15 protein-coding genes are annotated in these 20,108 nt (G+C 66.3%); 14 read left to right on the top strand and 1 reads right to left on the bottom strand.

Features of this window, described 5'->3' with window-relative positions; translation table 11 throughout:
- Positions 1 to 443: 443 nt before the first annotated feature.
- A complete protein-coding gene (locus HWW87_RS13715) occupies positions 444 to 2,519 on the top strand; it encodes a molybdopterin oxidoreductase family protein (RefSeq protein WP_175820633.1) in 2,076 nt (691 codons plus the stop codon).
- 137 nt (positions 2,520 to 2,656) lie between these two features.
- The gene (locus HWW87_RS13710; RefSeq protein ID WP_175820632.1) at positions 2,657 to 4,330 is read left to right on the top strand and encodes a long-chain fatty acid--CoA ligase; all 1,674 of its coding nucleotides are present in this window, start codon (positions 2,657 to 2,659) and stop codon (positions 4,328 to 4,330) included.
- Between the two features lie 316 nt (positions 4,331 to 4,646).
- On the opposite strand, the gene HWW87_RS13705 is transcribed toward HWW87_RS13710, so the two are convergent.
- A complete protein-coding gene (locus HWW87_RS13705) occupies positions 4,647 to 5,798 on the bottom strand; it encodes a porin (protein WP_175820631.1) in 1,152 nt (383 codons plus the stop codon).
- A 276-nt stretch (positions 5,799 to 6,074) separates the two neighbouring features.
- Between HWW87_RS13705 and coq7 the strand changes: the two genes are divergently transcribed.
- From coq7 to murC, 12 genes are all read left to right on the top strand, one after another.
- Positions 6,075 to 6,701, top strand: coding sequence for a 2-polyprenyl-3-methyl-6-methoxy-1,4-benzoquinone monooxygenase (gene coq7 / locus HWW87_RS13700; protein ID WP_174386163.1), 627 nt, complete (start codon positions 6,075 to 6,077; stop codon positions 6,699 to 6,701).
- A gap of 386 nt (positions 6,702 to 7,087) precedes the next feature.
- Positions 7,088 to 7,516 carry a division/cell wall cluster transcriptional repressor MraZ gene (gene mraZ, locus HWW87_RS13695; RefSeq protein WP_006487094.1) on the top strand — a complete coding sequence of 143 codons (429 nt, stop codon included), beginning with the start codon at positions 7,088 to 7,090 and terminating at the stop codon, positions 7,514 to 7,516.
- Positions 7,517 to 7,539: 23 nt separating this feature from the next.
- Complete coding sequence (gene rsmH / locus HWW87_RS13690; RefSeq protein ID WP_175820630.1) at positions 7,540 to 8,481, top strand: 16S rRNA (cytosine(1402)-N(4))-methyltransferase RsmH; 942 nt, start codon at positions 7,540 to 7,542, stop codon at positions 8,479 to 8,481.
- Positions 8,478 to 8,819 (top strand): cell division protein FtsL, encoded by a 342-nt coding sequence (gene ftsL, locus HWW87_RS13685; RefSeq protein WP_089434496.1) that lies wholly within the window; start codon positions 8,478 to 8,480, stop codon positions 8,817 to 8,819. The genes rsmH and ftsL overlap by 4 nt, the downstream gene beginning before the upstream one ends.
- Positions 8,816 to 10,663, top strand: coding sequence for a penicillin-binding protein 2 (locus HWW87_RS13680; protein WP_175820629.1), 1,848 nt, complete (start codon positions 8,816 to 8,818; stop codon positions 10,661 to 10,663). Before ftsL ends, HWW87_RS13680 begins: the two co-directional genes overlap by 4 nt.
- Positions 10,660 to 12,207 (top strand): UDP-N-acetylmuramoyl-L-alanyl-D-glutamate--2,6-diaminopimelate ligase, encoded by a 1,548-nt coding sequence (locus tag HWW87_RS13675; RefSeq protein WP_175820628.1) that lies wholly within the window; start codon positions 10,660 to 10,662, stop codon positions 12,205 to 12,207. The genes HWW87_RS13680 and HWW87_RS13675 overlap by 4 nt, the downstream gene beginning before the upstream one ends.
- Positions 12,204 to 13,610: a UDP-N-acetylmuramoyl-tripeptide--D-alanyl-D-alanine ligase gene (gene murF, locus HWW87_RS13670; RefSeq protein WP_175820627.1), complete on the top strand. Its 1,407-nt coding sequence runs from the start codon at positions 12,204 to 12,206 to the stop codon at positions 13,608 to 13,610. Before HWW87_RS13675 ends, murF begins: the two co-directional genes overlap by 4 nt.
- Positions 13,611 to 13,626: 16 nt before the next feature.
- Entirely contained in the window at positions 13,627 to 14,796 is a 1,170-nt protein-coding gene (mraY, locus tag HWW87_RS13665; protein ID WP_006477019.1) for a phospho-N-acetylmuramoyl-pentapeptide-transferase, read from the top strand.
- Positions 14,797 to 14,824: 28 nt separating this feature from the next.
- Complete coding sequence (gene murD, locus HWW87_RS13660; RefSeq protein ID WP_175820626.1) at positions 14,825 to 16,333, top strand: UDP-N-acetylmuramoyl-L-alanine--D-glutamate ligase; 1,509 nt, start codon at positions 14,825 to 14,827, stop codon at positions 16,331 to 16,333.
- Positions 16,330 to 17,613 (top strand): putative lipid II flippase FtsW, encoded by a 1,284-nt coding sequence (ftsW, locus tag HWW87_RS13655; protein WP_175820625.1) that lies wholly within the window; start codon positions 16,330 to 16,332, stop codon positions 17,611 to 17,613. The genes murD and ftsW overlap by 4 nt, the downstream gene beginning before the upstream one ends.
- Complete coding sequence (gene murG / locus HWW87_RS13650; RefSeq protein WP_175820624.1) at positions 17,610 to 18,713, top strand: undecaprenyldiphospho-muramoylpentapeptide beta-N-acetylglucosaminyltransferase; 1,104 nt, start codon at positions 17,610 to 17,612, stop codon at positions 18,711 to 18,713. The genes ftsW and murG overlap by 4 nt, the downstream gene beginning before the upstream one ends.
- Positions 18,710 to 20,107 carry a UDP-N-acetylmuramate--L-alanine ligase gene (murC, locus tag HWW87_RS13645; protein WP_175820623.1) on the top strand — a complete coding sequence of 466 codons (1,398 nt, stop codon included), beginning with the start codon at positions 18,710 to 18,712 and terminating at the stop codon, positions 20,105 to 20,107. Before murG ends, murC begins: the two co-directional genes overlap by 4 nt.
- The last annotated feature ends 1 nt before the right edge of the window (position 20,108 follow it).

Genomic DNA, 20,108 nt, shown 5'->3' with positions numbered 1-20,108 from the left:
CCGAACAGGACCGTGAAACGACTCTACGCCGATGATAGTGCGGATTCCCGTGTGAAAGTAGGTAATCGTCAGGCTCCCTAAGCCAGAAACCCCCGCCCGAAAGGCGGGGGTTTTTGCATTGGCGCGGCGGAAATGTGCGTGCGGGCGGAAAAGCGTTACCAAGGCTATCTGCGTTCGTTAACACCCCACTCCCCCACCAACGCAATCGATTGAAGCATCAAATTCCCTCAATCGCTTCCATCTCCAGCGATTCAATCGATTATTGATCGTATCTTCGATCAAGTGCGACCGCAATTGCGCGATTGTGCGACCAGCTTTCCGCTTCCCGCAGCCCGCCACCTCGTCCCGTCTTCGGTCAGATAATCCAAAACCGCTGCGAAATGAACGCTTTATTCGGCGTGTCCACGTAAAATTTGCGAATCCCCATCTCTGCATTCAAAACGATGAACGCCGCCACCCAGGTAGCCCGGGCCGTTTGCCCGCATGATTGTCCGGACACGTGCGCAATGCGGGTGACCGTCGAGAACGGCAAGGCAATCAAGGTCGCGGGCGATCCCGACCATCCGCCGACGCAGGGCGTGTTGTGTACGAAGGTCAGCCGATACGCGGATCGCGTTCATCATCCCGATCGCCTCACTGTCCCGCTCAAGCGTGTCGGCGCGAAGGGGGAAGGGCGCTTCGTGCCGATCAGCTGGAGCGAGGCGTTCGACGAGATCGGACGCCGCCTCGGTGAAATCGCTGCGCGCGCGCCGGAAGCGATCGTGCCGTACAGCTATGCGGGAACGATGGGGCTCGTGCAAGGCGAGGGCATCGCCCAGCGCTTCTTTCACAAGCTCGGCGCCTCGCGGCTGGAGCGCGCGATCTGCGCGGCGGCCGGCGCAGCGGGGCTGCGATACACGTACGGCGGCAGTGTCGGCATGCACCTCGAGTACTTCGAGGAAAGCGAACTGATTCTGATATGGGGCGCGAATCCGATTGCATCGAGCCTGCACTTCTGGACTCGCGCGCAGGAAGCGAAGCGCCGTGGCGCGCGTCTTGTCGCGATCGACCCGTATCGTTCGCTGACCGCGGAGAAATCCCATCAGCACATCGCACTGAAGCCCGGTACCGATGGCGCGTTTGCGCTCGGCATGATGCATGTGCTGATTACCGAAAACCTGCTCGATCGCGATTACATCGCCGACCATACGCTCGGCTTCGACGCGCTCAAGGCGCGCGCAATGTCCTATCCGCCGGAACGCGTGGCGCGGATCTGCGGCATCGATGCGTCGGAGCTGGTCGATCTTGCGCGTCGCTACGGCGCCACCCGCAAGGCATCGATTCGCCTCAACTACGGCATGCAGCGTGTTCGCGGCGGCGGCAATGCCGTGCGCGCGATTGCCAGCCTGCCGGCGCTGACGGGGGCGTGGCGCGATCGGGCGGGCGGTCTGCTGCTTTCGTCGTCGGAATCGGCCCCCGTCAATCAGGCGGCGCTGCTGCGTCCGGACCTGATGCCGGGTTGGCCGCACAAGCTGCCGCGCATCATCAACATGAATGCGATCGGCGACGCGCTGCTGCATCCGGGCGACGCGACGTTCGGGCCGAAAGTCGAAGCAGTGATCGTGTACAACTCGAATCCGGTGGCGGTTGCGCCCGACTCGTCGAAGGTCGCTGCGGGCTTCGCGCGCGACGATCTGTTCACGGTCGTTCTCGAGCACTTCAAGACAGATACAGTCGATTTCGCCGACATTGTATTGCCGGCGACCACGCAGCTCGAACATCTGGATGTCCATAAGTCGTACGGCCATACCTACGTGATGGCGAACCTGCCGGCGATTCCGCCGGTGGGAGACGCGCGGCCGAACACGGAGATCTTTCGCGGGATCGCGCGCAGCATGGGACTCGACGAGCCCGCGCTCTATCACAGCGACGAAGAGGTCGCGCGCGCGGCGCTTCGCTGGGACGATCCGGCGCTCGACAGCGACTGGGACACACTGAAGCGGGCCGGCTGGCTGAAGCTCAAGCTGCCGGAGGCCCCGTTCGCGAATGGCGGTTTCCGCACGCCCTCCGGCAAGTGCGAGTTCTACAGTCCGCGGCTCGAGCAGATGGGCATGGACCCCGTCCCCGACTACCTGCCGCCGTTCGAATCGGCCGAAGCCGCACCCGAGCTCGCCGCACGCTATCCATTGGCGATGATTTCGCCGCCGGCCCGCCACTTCCTGAACAGCACGTTCGTGAACGTCGACAGCCTGCGTTCGACGGAAGGCGAGCCGCACCTCGACATGCATCCGTCCGACGCCAGCGCGCGCGGCATCGCAGAGGGCGACGTCGTCCGCATCTTCAACGACCGTGGCTCGATGCAGGCGCTCGCGCGAATTACCGATCGCGCGCGTGCCGGACTCGTCGTCGGGTTGTCGATCTGGTGGAAGAAACTGTCGCCGGACGGCAGGAACGCGAACGAGGTGACGAGCCAGGCGCTGACCGATCTGGGCAATTCGGCGACGTTTTACGATTGTCTTGTGGAAGTTGAGCGCATTTGATCGAATACCACCGTATGATCAGACGAAATTGATGCGCAAGTTCGAAGTGGACATCTAACCCTGTTGTCTCGGGGCGGGGGAGCCGTTACGATGCGTTTTAGCACGACCATTCGAAAATCTGTGAGGAGACGCGCGGTATGGATAAAATTTGGCTGAAATCGTACCCACCCGGCGTTCCAGCCGAAATCGACTCCTCTCCGTATCCGTCCGTCCCGGACCTGCTCGACGAGAGTTTCCGGCAGTACCGCGACCGTACCGCGTTCGTCTGCATGGGCAAGGGCATCACGTACGGCGAACTCGACAAGCTGTCGCGCCAGTTCGGCGCGTGGCTGCAATCCCGCGGCCTGGCTCGCGGGGCGCGCGTCGCGATCATGATGCCGAACGTGCTGCAGTACCCGGTGACGATTGCCGCGGTCCTGCGCGCCGGCTACACCGTCGTCAACGTCAACCCGCTCTATACGCCGCGCGAGCTCGAGCATCAGCTGAAAGACAGCGGTGCGGAGGCGATCGTCATCCTGGAGAATTTCGCGTCGACGCTGCAGGCCGTCATCGCCAATACGGCCGTCAAGCACGTGGTCGTCGCATCGATGGGCGACCTGCTGGGCATCAAGGGGGGGCTCGTCAATTACGTCGTGCGCAACGTGAAGAAGATGGTGCCTGCGTGGCAACTGCCGTCGTTCACGCGCTTCAAGGCCGCGCTGTCGGAGGGTGCGCGCCAGGCGTTCAAGCCGCAGAAGATCGGCCCCGACGACGTCGCGTTCCTGCAGTACACGGGCGGTACGACCGGCGTGGCGAAGGGCGCGACGCTGCTGCACCGGAACATCGTGTCGAACGTGCTGCAGGCCGGCGCCTGGCATCAGCCGGCTCACGATAAGTACCCGGAGGTGAAACAGTTCGTGACGGTTGTCGCGCTGCCGCTGTATCACGTGTTCGCGCTGACCGTCTGCGGTTTCCTGACGATGCGCACGGGCGGCATGGGCATCCTGATCCCGAACCCGCGCGACATCGCCGGCATGATCAAGGAACTGAAGGGCTACCAGATCTCGACGATTCCGGCCGTCAACACGCTGTACAACGCGCTGCTGAACCATCCCGAATTCGGTCAGCTCGACCTGTCGAAGCTCGTGATCGCCAACGGCGGCGGCATGGCGATCCAGGAAGGCGTCGCGAAGCGGTGGTATGAAAAGACCCATACCGCGATCATCGAAGGATACGGGCTGTCCGAAACGTCGCCGGTGGCGACCTGCAACCCGGTGACGGCGACCGAATACAGCGGCACGATCGGCCTGCCGCTGCCGTCGACCGAAGTCGCGATCCGCGACGATGCCGGCAACGACGTCGCGCTCGGCGAGCCCGGCGAGATCTGCATCCGCGGGCCGCAGGTGATGGCCGGCTACTGGAACCGGCCGGACGAGACCGCAAAGGTCATGTTCGCGGACGGCTTCTTCAAGACGGGTGACGTCGGCGTGATGGATGCGCGCGGCTACGTGAAGATCGTCGATCGCAAGAAGGACATGATTCTCGTGTCCGGCTTCAACGTGTATCCGAACGAAGTCGAGGACGTGGTGGCGTCGCATCCGGGCGTGTTCGAGGTGGCGGCGGTCGGCGTGCCGGACGAGCATTCCGGCGAAGCCGTGAAGCTGTTCGTCGTGAAAAAGGATCCGGCGCTGACCGACAAGGACATCCTTGCTTACTGCAAGGAGCGGCTCACCGGGTACAAGCGGCCGAAGCTGGTCGAGTTCCGCACGGAGTTGCCGAAGACGAACGTCGGCAAGATCCTGCGGCGTGAACTGCGCGACGGACGCGCGTAACGCGCACAACGATACGGTTGAACGAAAAGCCCGGCCCGTGCCGGGTTTTTTTGTTTGCGGCTGCGGGTGGATGACCGGAAGCGCTTGTTTCGCGCGGGAAGCGGCGGCAAGCCTTGTTTCGAGTTGACGACTCGGGACGGCACAGGCGACGTGCGTCTACTGCTACCAGCGGACCCATAGATCCACCGACTGCCGACCCACAGACCGCCGATCCATCACCCACCGACCCACCACCCGCCAACATCCCCGCCCCACCAGAAAAGAAAAAGGCGCCCGAAGGCGCCTTCAATATACTGCGGCTCGTCAGGCAAGCTGATTAGAACTTGTGACGGATACCGACGCGTGCCGCGACCTGGTTGCTGGTGCTCGACCCGGCCAGGCCGTTGATCGCTGCCGTTGCCTTCAGGACGTTGCCGTTCGAATCGAGCACGTTGCCCGATGCGTGCTGGTACACGCCGATCGCGTAGACGTCGGTGCGCTTCGACAGGAAGTAGTCGACGCCCAGCGAGCCCTGGTGGTACTTGGCTGCCGAGTTGCCGTCGATCTTGCTGCCTTGCGTGTAGTCGTACGCCGCGCCGAGGATCAACGCCGGGGTCAACTGGTACTTGAAGTTGATTTCGCCGTTGTTGAACGTCGCGGTCTGGTTCACGAACGGGCCTGCCGAGAAGCCCTTGAACTTCGTGTTCGAGTACGTCGCGCCGATCGTCGCTGCGCCGAACGTGTACGCACCGCCCGCACCGATGACCTGGTACGTGTTCGCGTTGTTCGCGTACGCGCCGTAGACCGGCGACGAGACCGACGACGATGCCGACCCGTTGTTGAACATGCCGCCGAACTGGTTCGGCGTACGTGCGTTCAAGTAACCGACGCCGAGGACGAGCGGGCCGTTGTTGTAGCCTGCGCCGAGCGACCAGACCTGGTTCTTCGAGAACTGGCCTGCTTGACCGCCGAAGCTGTACAAGCCGCCAAACGTGAGGCCGCCGTAGTTCGCGCTCGTGAACTTGACCGCGTTGTTCACGCGATACGCGTTGTTGAAGTTGTCGAGGTCGCCCGGGTGAGCGGCGATGTAGCCGCCCCACTGGTCGCCTGCCTCGAGCGGGCCGACGAAGTCGACGACGGAGTCGTACTGGCGACCCAGCGTGACCGTACCGTACGGGCTCGACAGGCCGACGTAAGCTTGACGACCGAACATCAGGCCGCCCTGACCGAGCCTGCCGCTGTTCACGTCGAAACCGTTTTCGAGGGTGAAGATCGCCTTCAGGCCGCCACCGAGGTCCTCGGTGCCGCGCAGGCCGAAGCGGCTGCCTTGCATCACGCCGCTGGCCAGGCCGTACAGATGCTTGCCGCCTGCGTTGTTGTTGAAGAGGAAGCCTTCATCGATGATGCCGTAAAGCGTCACGCTGCTTTGCGCCTGGGCAGCGCCAGCGAACGCGCCCAGCGCGACGAGCGCGAGAAGCGACTTTTTCATTAACGGATCTCCAAGAATCACTGAATTTTTTTGGCGGGGCGGATAGTTATGTTCTGTTGACGGGCCCCTTCAACTTCGCAAGAAGTCGCACGTAATGTAGCAAAGCCGGTTTTTGCCACAAAGCGAAATGCTGCAGCTCAACGCCGCCATGTTTCCTTTATGCAACAATGGTTAAAATCACGGGTTAACCGCAATTTCCGCTGAATAATCAAGTCGGTTACGCAGCGGACTCGTGCCCTTGCCGCGCGCAGCGGCACCTGCAGCCAGGAGAACAGGATGGTGTTGGATGAACTGATCAGCGAATTCGATCGCGGCCTGCGATCGCTGACCGGCATTAGCCGGATGAGCCGGCCGGTGCCCGTGCCGGCCGATACGCCGGACGTCGAACTGACGCCCGCCGAGCGCACGCACGCGGCCGGCCTGATGCGCGTGAATCACGTCGGCGAGGTCTGTGCGCAGGCGCTCTACCAGGCGCAGAAGCTCACCGCGCGCACGGCATCGGCGAAGGCGATGTTCGAGGAGGCCGCGCGCGAGGAGGAGGATCACCTCGCGTGGACCGCGCACCGCCTGAAGGAACTCGATTCGCGCCCGAGCCTGCTGAACCCGCTGTGGTATGCCGGCGCGCTCGCGATCGGCGTGGCGGCCGGCACGCTCGGCGACAAGGTCAGCCTCGGCTTCATGGCCGAGACGGAGCGGCAGGTCGAGAACCACCTCGAAGGCCACATGTCCGAGCTGCCGGCGACCGACACCGCGTCGCGCGCGATCGTCGACCAGATGCGGATCGACGAAGTGAAGCACGGCAAGGCCGCGACCGACGCCGGCGGAATCGAGCTGCCGCTGCCTGCACGGATGCTGATGCGTGCCGCGTCGAAAGTCATGACGAGCACTGCGTACTATCTCTGAGATTTGCGCCGGGGTGGCGTGGGACGCCGCCCCGGTTCGCCGCCCCCGATACCGCCCGCTTACTCCTCGTTTTCCCGCCCCCGAAAGCCCCGTCCGTACGCCCGTCTGGCCCATCTTTCTCACGTATCACCTTCACAAGTTGCACTAGCTCATTCATTTATAACGGTTTTTAGAATGAGGGGTCGTATGAGCATGTGCGCGTAAGTCCTTGTTCTAACTAACAAAATTCGTCAAAAAAGCGGGCCGCTCCCTTGACCGTGCCACACCCTTCCTCTAAAGTGGGAGACAGTGTGAGAAAGTGTATTTTTGTGTGATTTAGCAGGCTGTTCCGGCTAAATTCTCAGCATTGAGCGGGTGCTTCGGTGCCCTGAACGGGAGAGCGGAAAGTGTTCCAAGGGGCGTCGGCGCTGACGCTCGATGCGAAAGGGCGGATGTCGGTGCCGGCTCGCTATCGCGAAGCGCTGCAAGGACAGGCAGAAGGACGGGTGACTGTGACCAAGCACCCGGACGGCTGCCTGTTGCTGTTTCCGCGCCCCGAATGGGAAGTGTTCCGCGCCAAGATCGCCGCGCTGCCGATGGACGCGCACTGGTGGCGGCGAATTTTTCTCGGCAATGCGATGGATGTCGATCTCGACAGCGCGGGCCGGATTCTTGTATCGCCCGAGCTGCGCATGGCAGCCGGACTGGAAAAGGAAGTCATGTTGTTGGGAATGGGTAGTCACTTCGAGCTGTGGGATTCGCAGACCTACAACGCGAAGGAGCAGGCAGCGATGGCGCAGGGCATGCCCGACGCGCTGAAGAATTTCACGTTCTGATTGCGGTGACGGAGACGCCCGCGATGGGAAATGAATTGCGGCATCGAACGGTGCTGTTGGATGAAGCGGTCGAGTCGCTCGTGACGCGGCCGGACGGCGTGTATGTCGACGGCACATTCGGGCGCGGCGGCCACAGCCGCGCGGTGCTCGCGCGGCTGGCGTCGGCCGGGCGGCTGATCGCGTTCGACAAGGATCCGAGGGCGATCGAGACGGCGCAGGGCATCGAGGATGCGCGCTTCTCGATCGTGCATGACAGCTTTGCATCGATGCGCGACGCGCTTGCGGCGCGCGGCATCGAGAAGGTGTCGGGGGTGTTGCTGGACCTGGGCGTGTCCTCGCCGCAGGTGGACGATCCGGCGCGCGGCTTCAGCTTCCGCGCCGATGGTCCGCTGGACATGCGAATGGATCCGACGCGTGGCGAGTCGGCGGCCGAATGGCTCGCGCGGGCTTCGGTGCAGGAATTGACGGAGGTGATACGGGATTATGGGGAAGAACGGTTTGCTTTTCAGATTGCAAAGGCGCTTGTTGCTCGCCGGGCAGAGTCCGACCGTCTTGGGCCTCTCGACACCACGGGCGAGCTTGCCCAAATCGTGGGTCACGTCGTCAAAACCCGTGAGAAGGGCAAGGATCCGGCAACCCGCACCTTTCAGGCTATACGGATTCACGTCAATCAAGAGCTTGCGGACCTGCAAGTCGTACTAGGCGCGGCACTGTCGCTGCTGGAGCAAGGGGGGCGGCTGGTGGTCATCAGCTTTCATTCACTCGAGGACCGGATCGTCAAGCGATTCATGCAGGCGCACGCGAGTGCGCCTGCGGTCGATCGTCGCCTGCCGATCCGCGCCGTCGACCTCCCGAGCCCGCCGCTCAAGATCATCGGCCGCCAGTTTCCGAGCGAAGCGGAAGTCGCCGCGAATCCGCGCGCCCGCTCGGCCGTGATGCGCATTGCGGAGCGCGTCACGCCATGAGCCGCCTCAACATCTTCCTGCTGATCATCGTGATGGGTTGCGCGCTGTCGGTCGTCAATTCGACGAACCAGCAGCGCCAGATCTTCATCCAGCTGCAGCGCGCGCAGTCGCAGGAGCGTCAGCTCCAGCAGGACTACGCGCAGCTTCAATATCAGCAGAGCGCGCTGTCGAAGACGTCGCGCATCGAGCAGCTCGCGAACGATTCGCTGAAAATGCAGCCGATCTCGACCGGCCGCACGCAATACCTGACGCTGCCGCCGGGCGCCGCGAAGGCGATCGACGCGCCGATCGCGGCATCGGCCGACACGGCCGGCAAGGGCAAGGGGGGCGCGCGATGAAGCCGTCCCCGAAGCGCCAGAACGTGAAGTTCTCGTCGAGCCCCGTGCTGGGCGTTCATTTGCCGATGTGGCGCTCGAAGCTCGTCGTGTTCCTGCTGTTCATGGCGTTCGTCGCGCTGGCCGGTCGGGCGTTCTGGATCCAGGGGCCCGGCAACGCGTTCTATCAGAAGCAGGGCGAAAGCCGCTACCAGCGCACGCTGGAGCTGCCGGCCACGCGCGGCAAGATCCTCGACCGTAACGGGCTCGTGCTCGCGACGAGCCTGCCGGTGCGCGCGATCTGGGCGATTCCGGACGCGGTGCCCGACGATCTCGATGCCGACAAGATCAACCAGCTCGGCAAGCTCCTCGGCATGACGTCGAAGGAACTGCGCGTGAAGCTGTCGCAAGACAAGGGTTTCGTCTACGTGAAGCGCCAGGTGCCGATCGACGTCGCGGACAAGGTCGCCGCGCTCGATATTCCCGGCATCTATCAGCGCAACGAATACAAGCGCTTCTATCCGGAAGGCGAGATCACCGCTCACCTGATCGGCTTCACGAACGTCGAGGACGAAGGGCAGGAAGGCGTCGAACTGGGCGACCAGAAGATGCTGTCCGGCACGTCGGGCATGCGTCGCGTGATCAAGGACCGGATGGGGCACATCGTCGAGGACGTCGCCGAGCAGATCCCGCCGCACAACGGCGCCGACGTCGACCTGTCGATCGACAGCAAGATCCAGTACATCGCGTACGCGAACCTGAAGGCCGCCGTCGAGAAGTTCAAGGCGAAGGCCGGCGCGGCGATGGTCGTCGACGTACGTACCGGCGAAGTGCTCGCGCTCGTCAACTACCCGACGTACAACCCGAACGACCGTTCGCGCATGACGGGCGAGCAGTTGCGCAACCGGATCATGACCGACGTGTTCGAGCCGGGCTCGATCATGAAGCCGTTTACGGTATCGCTCGCGCTCGATCTGCACCGCGTGACGCCGAACACGCTCGTCGAGACGGGCAACGGGCATTTCGTGCTCGACGGCGCGCCGATCACCGATGACGCGGGTTTCGGCACGCTGACGGTCGGCGGCGTGATCCAGAAGTCGAGCAACATCGGCGCGACGAAGATCGCGATGACGATGCGGCCCGAGGAAATGTGGAATATGTATACGAGCATCGGCCTCGGCCAGGCGCCGAAGGTCGGATTCCCGGGCGCGGTGGCCGGCCGCCTGCGTCCGTGGAAGAGCTGGCGCCGCATCGAGCAGGCCACGATGTCGTACGGCTACGGCCTGTCGGTGTCGCTGTTCCAGCTCGCGCGGGCGTACACGGCGATCGCGCACGACGGCGAGCTGATGCCCGTGACCATTTTCAAGACCGACCCCAATCAGCCGATCGCGGGCACGCAGGTATTCAACCCGACCACCGCGCGCGAAGTACGCGCGATGCTCGAGACGGTGGTCGCGCCGGGCGGCACGTCGCCGGATGCGGCCGTGCCGGGCTACCGCGTCGGCGGCAAGAGCGGTACCGCATACAAGCACGAAGGTCACGGCTACACGCGCAAGTACCGCGCGTCGTTCGTCGGGATGGCGCCGATGCCGAATCCGCGCATCGTCGTCGCGGTGTCGGTCGACGAGCCGACCGCCGGCAGCCACTTCGGCGGCCAGGTGTCCGGCCCCGTATTCTCGGCGATCGCCGGCGACACGATGCGTGCGCTGAACGTCCCGCCGAACATGCCGATCAAGCAGCTCGTCGTGTCCGACGATTCGCCGGAATCCGCTGCCGCAAAGGGCCCGCAAAAGCTGGCCGCAGGTGGCGGTGCGAAGCATATGATCGTGTCCAGCACGACGCGTAATTCACCAGGAGTTGTTCGATGAGCGCCGCCCGCAGTTCCCATCCGGCGCATCAGCAGATCGCAGCCGCGCTCGCGTGGCTGCGTCAGCATGTGACCCCCGCGGCGCAACTGCATGCCGACACGCGCAGCCTCAAGGCTGGCGACGTGTTCGTCGCATATGCGGTCGACGGGGCAGATAACCGCGCTTTCATGGCCGACGCCGTCGCACGCGGTGCGGCCGCCGTGCTGTATCAGCCGGAAGGGCTGACCGACGCACCGGCCGCGCCGACCGTACCCGTCGCGCTCGCAGTGCCGGCGCTCGACCAGCTCGCCGGCGAGATCGCCAGCGGCTGGTACGGCGATCCGAGCGACAGCCTGCTCGCGATCGGTGTCACGGGTACGAACGGCAAGACGTCGTGCACGCAGTGGATCGCCGCCGCGCTGACGGCGCTGCACCAGCCGTGCGCGGTGATCGGCACGCTCGGCAGCGGGATGCCGGGCCAGCTCGTGCCGACCGGCTTCACGACGCCCGACGCGCCGCAGCTTCAGCGCAGCCTCGCGCAATTGCGCGACGCGGGCGCGCAGGCCGTGGCGATGGAGGTATCGTCGCACGCGCTGCACCAGGGGCGTGTGAACGGGACGGCGTTCGACATCGCGGTGTTCACGAACCTCACGCAGGATCACCTCGACTATCACGGCACGTTCGACGCGTACGAGGGCGCGAAGGCGAAGCTGTTCGCGTGGCGTGGCCTGCGCGCGGCGGTGATCAACCGCGACGACGCAGCAGGCCGCCGCCTGCTCGAGAAGCTGGCCGGCCGCGTACGCACGATCACGTACGGGATCGGCGACGCACCGGCGCCCGACGCCGATCGCGAACTGGTCGCGCTCGACGTGCGCGCGACCGCGACGGGTACCGCCTTCCGCCTGCATTCGTCGTGGGGCGACGCGGACGTCGAGGTCGGCACGCTCGGCACGTTCAACGTCAGCAACCTGCTCGCCGTGCTCGGCTCGCTGCTCGCGGCCGACGTGCCGTTCGCGGCGGCCCTCGCCGAGATCGAACGGCTCGAGTCGGTCAACGGCCGGATGCAGCGGCTCGGCGGCCGGCTGCAGAACGACGAACCGCTCGTCGTGATCGACTACGCGCATACGCCCGACGCGCTCGAAAAGACGCTCGACGCGCTGCGCCCGATCGCCGCCGCACGCGGCGGCCGGCTCGTCTGCATGTTCGGCTGCGGCGGCGATCGCGATGCGACGAAGCGTCCGCTGATGGGCGCGATCGCGGAGCGGCTCGCCGACGAAGTCGTCGTCACGAGCGACAACCCGCGCAGCGAAGATCCGCAGCACATCATCGATCAGGTCGTCGCGGGCATGACCGCGCCCGATCGCGCACGCCGTATCGAGGATCGCGCGAGCGCGATCCTGCAGGCGGTGCGCGGCGCCGTACGCGAGGACGTCGTCGTGCTGGCCGGCAAGGGCCACGAGGCCACGCAGGAAATCATGGGCAAGAAGCGCGCGTTCTCCGACCAGGATCACGCGCGGCTCGCGCTCGCAGCGCGCGCGACGCACGGCAAGGGAGGCGCCGAATGACGATGCTCAGTCTCGGCGAAGCCGCCCGCCTGATTTCCGGCGCCACCGTCCGCGGCGACGCGGGCGTCACGTTCGACCGCGTGTCGACCGATAGCCGCACGGCTGGCCCGGGCGACCTGTTCGTCGCGCTGAAGGGCGAGCGCTTCGACGCGCACGACTTCCTCGGCGACGTCGCCGCGCGCGGGGCTGCCGCGGCGCTCGTCGCGCATGCGCCGGCGGATGTCGCGCTGCCGATGATCGAAGGCGGCGAAACGCGTGCCGCGCTCGGCGCGCTCGCGCACGGCTGGCGGATGCGATTCCCGCTGCCGCTCGTCGCGGTGACGGGCAGCAACGGCAAGACGACCGTCAAGGAAATGATCGCGTCGATCTTCGCGGCGGCGGTCGGCACCGACGCGCGGCTCGCGACGGCCGGCAACCTGAACAACGATGTCGGCCTGCCGCTGACGCTGCTGCGCCTGTCGGCCGCGCATCGTCTCGCGGTCATCGAGATCGGCATGAACCACCCGGGCGAAACCGAAGTCCTCGCGCGCCTCACCGCGCCGACGGTCGCGCTCGTCAACAACGCGCAGCGCGAGCACCAGGAATTCATGGCGACGGTCGAGGCCGTCGCGCTCGAACACGCGGCCGTGATTCACGCGCTGCCGCCGGACGGCGTCGCGGTGTTCCCGGCCGACGACGCGTACGCGGGCATCTGGCGCGTCGCGGCGACCGGCAACCGGATCCTCGATTTCGCGCTGCACGACGCCGAACGGCAGAACGCCGCGCAGGTCGTCGGCCGCGTGCACGGCGGCGAACTCGCGATCGACACGCCGGTCGGCGCCGTCACGGTGCGGCTGCGTGCGCTCGGCGAGCACAACGCGCGTAACGCGCTGGCCGCGACGGCCGCGGCGCTCGGTGCCGGCGTCGCGCTGTCGGCGATCCGGCAGGGGCTCGAATCGTTCGAACCGGTCAAGGGCCGGCTGCAGGTGAAGCAGGCGAGCGTCGGCAGCCTCGCGGGCGCGACGGTCGTCGACGATACGTACAACGCGAACCCGGATTCGATGCGTGCGGCGATCGACGTGCTCGCCGCGCATCCGGCGCCGCGCGTGCTGGTGATCGGCGACATGGGCGAAGTCGGCGACGAAGGGCCGGCATTCCACCGCGAGATCGGCGCGTACGCGCGCGAACGCGGGATCGACGCGCTGTTCGCGCTCGGCGACGCATCGCGCGACGCGTGCACGGCATACGGCGACACGGCACGCCATTTCGGCGACGTCGGCGCGCTGGTGGCGGCGCTGCTCGTGGCCGGTTACGGCGCGCAGGCGACGGTGCTCGTGAAGGGCTCGCGGTACATGAAGATGGAGCGCGTGGTCGACGCGCTGACGAACCAATCCGCGGCGGGCACCGTGCCCGCCGCACACTGAGTAGAAGGAAGGAAGCATGCTGCTGGCGCTGGCGCAATGGCTGCAAGGCGACGCAAGCTTTTTGCGCTTGTTCACGTACCTCACGTTCCGGGCGGTGATGGCCACCATCACCGCGCTCGGGATCGGGCTCGTGTGCGGACCGTGGGTGATCCGCAAGCTGACGCAAATGAAGGTCGGGCAGGCCGTGCGCAAGGACGGCCCGCAGACCCACCTCGTCAAGTCCGGCACGCCGACGATGGGCGGCGTGCTGATCCTGATCGGCATCGCGGTCGCGACGTTGCTGTGGGGCGACCTGACGAACCGTTTCATCTGGATCGTGATGCTCGTCACGTTCGGTTTCGGCGTGATCGGCTGGGTCGACGATTACCGCAAGGTCGTCCACAAGGACCCGCGCGGGATGTCGTCGCGCGAAAAGTATTTCTGGCAGTCGGTGATCGGGCTGTTCGCGGCCGTCTATCTCGCGTTCAGCGTGTCCGAGGCGAACAACGTGCGCGTGTTCGACCTGTTCATGGCGTGGGTGAGGAGCGGCCTGTCGATGGGGCTGCCGGCGCGTGCCGACCTGATGCTGCCGTTCCTGAAGTCGATCAGCTACCCGCTCGGCGTCTGGGGCTTCATCGTGCTGACCTACTTCGTGATCGTCGGCGCGAGCAACGCGGTGAACCTGACCGACGGCCTCGACGGCCTCGTGATCATGCCGGTCGTGCTGGTTGGCGCGTCGCTCGGTGTGTTCGCGTACGTGATGGGCAGCGCGGTCTATTCAAAATACCTGCTGTTCCCGCACATCCCGGGCGCGGGCGAACTGCTGATCTTCTGTTCCGCGATGGGCGGGGCAGGGCTCGCGTTCCTCTGGTACAACACGCACCCCGCGCAGGTGTTCATGGGCGACGTCGGCGCGCTGGCGTTGGGCGGCGCGCTCGGTACGGTCGCGGTGATCGTGCGCCAGGAAATCGTGCTGTTCATCATGGGCGGCATCTTCGTCGCGGAAACGCTGTCGGTGATGCTGCAGGTTTCGTGGTTCAAGTACACGAAGAAGCGTTACGGCGAAGGGCGGCGCCTGCTGAAGATGGCGCCGCTGCATCACCATTTCGAATTGTCCGGCTGGAAGGAAACGCAGGTGGTCGTGCGTTTCTGGATCATCACGCTGATGCTGTGCCTGTTCGGTCTGACCACCCTCAAGCTGCGGTAAAGGAAAGGTAACAAGGATGTCTGGCGAGATGTTTGGAGATCGGCAACGGCCGATGGTGCTCGTACTGGGGCTCGGGGAATCGGGTCTCGCGATCGCGCGATGGTGCGCGAGGCACGGGTGCCGGCTGCGCATTGCCGATACCCGCGAGGCGCCGCCGAACCTTGCCGCGCTGCAGGCCGAAGGCATCGATGCGGAATTCGTCGGCGGTGCGTTCACGCCCGCGCTGCTCGACGGCGGTATCGAGATCGTCGGGCTGAGCCCCGGGCTGTCGCCGCTGGAGCCGGCACTCGCGGCGCTGGTCGCGGCCGCGAACGAGCGCGGTATCGCGGTGTGGGGCGAACTGGAATTCTTCGCGCAGGCGCTGCGCGCGCTCGGCACGAGCGGCTACCAGCCGAAGGTGCTCGCGATTACCGGCACCAACGGCAAGACCACGACGACGAGCCTCACGGGCCTGCTGTGCCAGCGCTCGGGCAAGAAGGTCGCCGTCGCGGGCAACATCAGCCCGGCGATGCTCGACCGGCTCGCGAGCGCGATCGACGAAACCGCGCTGCCCGACGTATGGGTGCTCGAACTGTCGAGCTTCCAGCTCGAGACCGCGCGCACGTTTGCGCCCGATGCGGCCGCGATCCTCAACATCACGCAGGACCACCTCGACTGGCACGGCAGCTTCGACGCGTATGCGCAGGCAAAGGGCCGGATCTTCGGCGCGACGACGACGCGCGTGCTGAACCGCGACGACGCGGCCGTGATGAAGTTCGCGCCCGCAGCCGGCGCGGCCGACGCGCCGCGCACGGTCACGTTCGGCCTGAACGAACCGACGCAGGACGGCGACTACGGGCTGTCGCGCGACAACGGCATCGCCTGGCTGGTGGAAGCCGTCGATCGCGACGCGCCGGATGAAGCGACGACGACCCGCCGGCGCAAGCGCGACGCGCATACGCCCGACATCGCGCAGAAGCGCCTGATGCCGGCCGACGCGCTGCGCATCCGCGGGCTGCACAACGCGGCGAACGCGCTGGCTGCGTTCGCGCTCGCGCGTGCGATCGACTTGGCCGCAGCGCCGCTGCTGCACGCGCTGCGCGAATACCGCGGCGAAGCGCATCGCGTCGAAGTGATCGCGACGATCGACGACGTGGATTACGTGGACGACAGCAAGGGTACGAACGTCGGCGCGACGGTGGCCGCGCTCGACGGGCTCGCGCAGAAGATCGTGCTGATCGCGGGCGGCGACGGCAAGGGGCAGGATTTCGCGCCGCTGGTCGCGCCGGTCGCGCGCTGGTGCCGCGCGGTGATGCTGATCGGCCGCGACGCGCCGGCGCTCCGCGACACGCTTGCCGAAACGGGCGTGCCGCTCGCCGACCACCCGACCCTCGAAGGCGCGGTGCATGCGGCGGCCGACCTGGCCGAGCCGGGCGATGCGGTGCTGCTGTCGCCCGCGTGCGCGAGCCTCGACATGTTCCGGAACTACGCCCATCGCGCGGAAGTGTTCCGCGCGGCGGTCGACGAAATCGCCATCGACAAAGGAGCGACGCCATGAGCTGGTCCGATCGCCTCGTCTCCCGTTTCAACGACCGGCGCGACACCGGCGGCAATGCCGCGGGCGGCCGCGTCGCATCGGCCACGCGCGCCGCGACCGGCGGCCTCGCCAGCGTCGTCAACGGCGTGCGCCCGAGCCGTTCGCGGATGCTCGATTTCGACTATTCGCTGCTGTGGGTCGCGATCGCGCTGCTCGGGCTCGGTGTCGTGATGGTGTATTCGGCGTCGATCGCGATGCCCGATTCGCCGAAATACGCGTCGTATCACGATTACGCGTTCCTGATGCGCCACTGCGTGTCGCTCACCGTCGCGTTCATCGCGGCGGTGATCGCGTTCCGCGTGCCGGTGTCGACCTGGGACAAATACGCGCCGCATCTCTTCCTGATCGCGCTGGTCGGCCTCGTGATCGTGCTGATCCCGCACGTCGGCAAGGGCGTGAACGGTGCGCGCCGGTGGATTCCGCTCGGCATCACGAACATGCAGCCGTCGGAAATCATGAAGCTCGCGGTGACGATCTACGCGGCGAACTACACGGTGCGCAAGCAGGAGTACATGCAGAGTTTCGCGAAGGGCTTCCTGCCGATGGCGTTCGCGGTCGGCCTGGTCGGCGCGCTGCTGCTGCTCGAGCCCGACATGGGCGCGTTCATGGTGGTCGCCGCGATCGCGATGGGCGTGCTGTTCCTCGGCGGCGTGAACGGCAAGCTGTTCGGCGGCCTCGTCGCGACGGCGGTCGGCACGTTCACGATGCTCGTGTGGCTGTCGCCGTGGCGTCGCGAGCGGATCTTCGCGTATCTCGATCCGTGGGACGAGCGCTACGCGCAGGGCAAGGCTTACCAGCTCACGCACTCGCTGATCGCCTTCGGCCGCGGCGAGTGGTTCGGCGTCGGCCTCGGCGGTAGCGTCGAGAAGCTGAATTACCTGCCGGAAGCGCATACCGACTTCATCCTCGCGGTGATCGGCGAGGAACTCGGCTTCGTCGGCGTGCTGGTCGTGATCCTGCTGTTCTACTGGATCGTGCGCCGCGCGTTCGAGATCGGCCGCCAGGCGCTCGCGCTCGACCGCACGTTCGCGGGCCTGACGGCGAAGGGCATCGGCATCTGGTTCGGCGCGCAGACGTTCATCAACATGGGCGTGAACCTCGGGCTGCTGCCGACCAAGGGGCTGACGCTGCCGCTCGTGAGCTACGGCGGCTCCGGCATCCTGCTGAACTGCGTCGCGCTCGCGGTGTTGCTGCGGGTCGACTACGAGAACCGGGTGCTGATGCGCGGAGGGAAGGTATGACCGCGTCGCAACGCACGCTGATGGTGATGGCAGGCGGCACCGGGGGCCACGTGTTCCCCGGGCTCGCGGTCGCGCACCGGATGGAGGCGGCGGGCTGGCGCGTCGTATGGCTCGGCAATCCGGCCGGGATGGAAGCGACGCTCGTGCCGAAGCACGGCATTCCGATGGAGTACGTGCGGTTCGGCGGGCTGCGCGGCAAGGGCCTGAAGACCAAGCTGACGCTGCCGGTCAATCTGCTGCGCGCATGCTGGCAGAGCCTCGGGGCGCTGCGCCGCGTGCGGCCGGACGTCGTGCTCGGGATGGGCGGCTACATCACGTTCCCGGCGGGCGTGATGACCGCGTTGTCGGGGCGCCCGCTCGTACTGCATGAACAGAATTCGATCGCGGGCCTGACGAACAAGGTGCTCGCGAAACTCGCGAAGCGCGTGCTCGTCGCGTTCCCCGGCGCGCTGCCGCATGCGGAATGGACCGGTAACCCGATTCGCGCGGAACTTGCGCACACGGAGCCGCCCCAAGCACGCTATGCGTCACGCAGCGGCCCGCTGAACGTGCTGGTCGTCGGCGGCAGCCTCGGGGCGGCCGCGCTGAACGAAGTCGTGCCGCGCGCGCTGGCGCTGCTGGCGCCGGGCGAGCGCCCGCGCGTCGTGCACCAGGCCGGCGTGAAGCACATCGAGGCACTGAAGACGAATTACGAAGCGGCCGGTTTCGCGGCCGGCGAAGACGTGCGGCTCGTGCCGTTCATCGACGACATGGCGGCCGCGTATGCGGCGGCGGATCTGGTGATCTGCCGGTCGGGCGCGATGACGGTGTCGGAGATCGCGGCGGTGGGCGTGGCGGCGCTGTTCGTGCCGTTCCCGTACGCGGTCGACGATCACCAGACGACCAACGCGGCGTTCCTCGCCGATGCGGGCGCGGCCGTGCTGGTGCAACAACGCGACCTGTCGGCGGAACTGCTCGCCGACTGGCTGCGCGGCCAGTCGCGGGCATCGCTCGCGGCGATGGCGGAACGTTCGCGCTCGCTCGCGAAGCCCGAGGCCACCGACGAAGTCGCGCGTGTCTGCGCGAAGGCGGCCGGCGCGAACCTGGAAACACTGCAATGAAACACATCGTCAAACACATTCATTTCGTCGGGATCGGCGGCGCGGGCATGAGCGGCATCGCCGAAGTGCTCGTCAACCTCGGCTACGAGGTCAGCGGCTCGGACCTGTCGCGCAACGCGGTGACCGACCGTCTCCAGGCGCTCGGCGCGCGGATCGCGATCGGCCACGACGCGGCGAACATCGCGGGCGCGAACGCGGTCGTCGTGTCGACGGCCGTGCGCTCGGACAACCCGGAAGTGCTGGCCGCGCGTCATCAGGGCGTGCCGATCGTGCAGCGCGCGGTGATGCTCGCGGAGCTGATGCGCCTGAAGCAGGGCATCGCGATCGCCGGCACGCACGGCAAGACCACGACGACGAGCCTCGTCGCGAGCGTGCTCGCGGCGGGCGGGCTGGACCCGACTTTCGTGATCGGCGGCCGGCTGATCAGCGCCGGCGCGAACGCGCGGCTCGGCACGGGCGACTTCATCGTCGCCGAGGCCGACGAGTCGGACGCGTCGTTCCTGAACCTGTATCCGGTGATCGAAGTTATCACGAACATCGACGCCGACCACATGGACACCTACGGCCACGATTTCGCGCGGCTCAAGCAGGCGTTCATCGAATTCACGCAGCGCCTGCCGTTCTACGGCAGCGCGGTCGTGTGCGTCGACGATCCGAACGTGCGGCAGATCATCCCGTTCATCTCGAAGCCGGTCGTGCGCTACGGGCTGTCGCCGGACGCGCAGGTGCGCGCGGAAGACATCGACGCGCGCGACGGCCGGATGCATTTCACGGTGATCCGCGAAGGGCGCGCGCCGCTCGCGGTCGTGCTGAACATGCCGGGCCTGCACAACGTGCAGAACGCGCTCGCGGCGATCGCGATCGCGACCGATCTCGGCGTGTCGGACGACGCGATCCAGCTGGCGCTGGCGGAATTCAACGGCGTCGGCCGGCGCTTCCAGCGTTACGGCGAAGTGCCGAGCGCGGACGGCGGCCAGTACACGCTGATCGACGACTACGGTCACCATCCGGTCGAGATGGCGGCGACGATCGCGGCCGCGCGCGGCGCGTTCCCGGGCCGCCGCCTCGTGCTGGCGTTCCAGCCGCACCGCTACACGCGCACGCGCGACTGCTTCGACGATTTCGTCAACGTGCTGTCGACGGTCGATGCACTGGTGCTGACGGAGGTCTACGCGGCCGGCGAGGCCGCGATCCCGACGGCCAGCGGCGACGCGCTGTCGCGTGCGCTGCGCGCGGCGGGCAAGGTTGACCCGGTGTTCGTCGCGACGGTCGACGACGTGCCGGACGCATTGGCGAAGGTCGCGCAGAACGGCGACGTGGTGATCACGATGGGCGCGGGTTCGATCGGCGGCGTGCCGGCGAAGCTCGTGCAACACATTCAACAGAAGGCATGAC

This window comes from Burkholderia sp. BCC0419 (genome assembly GCF_902830285.1).
Lineage (GTDB): Bacteria > Pseudomonadota > Gammaproteobacteria > Burkholderiales > Burkholderiaceae > Burkholderia.
The sequence above is the reverse complement of the archived record's forward strand: the minus strand, read 5'-3'. Positions and strand labels throughout refer to the sequence as shown.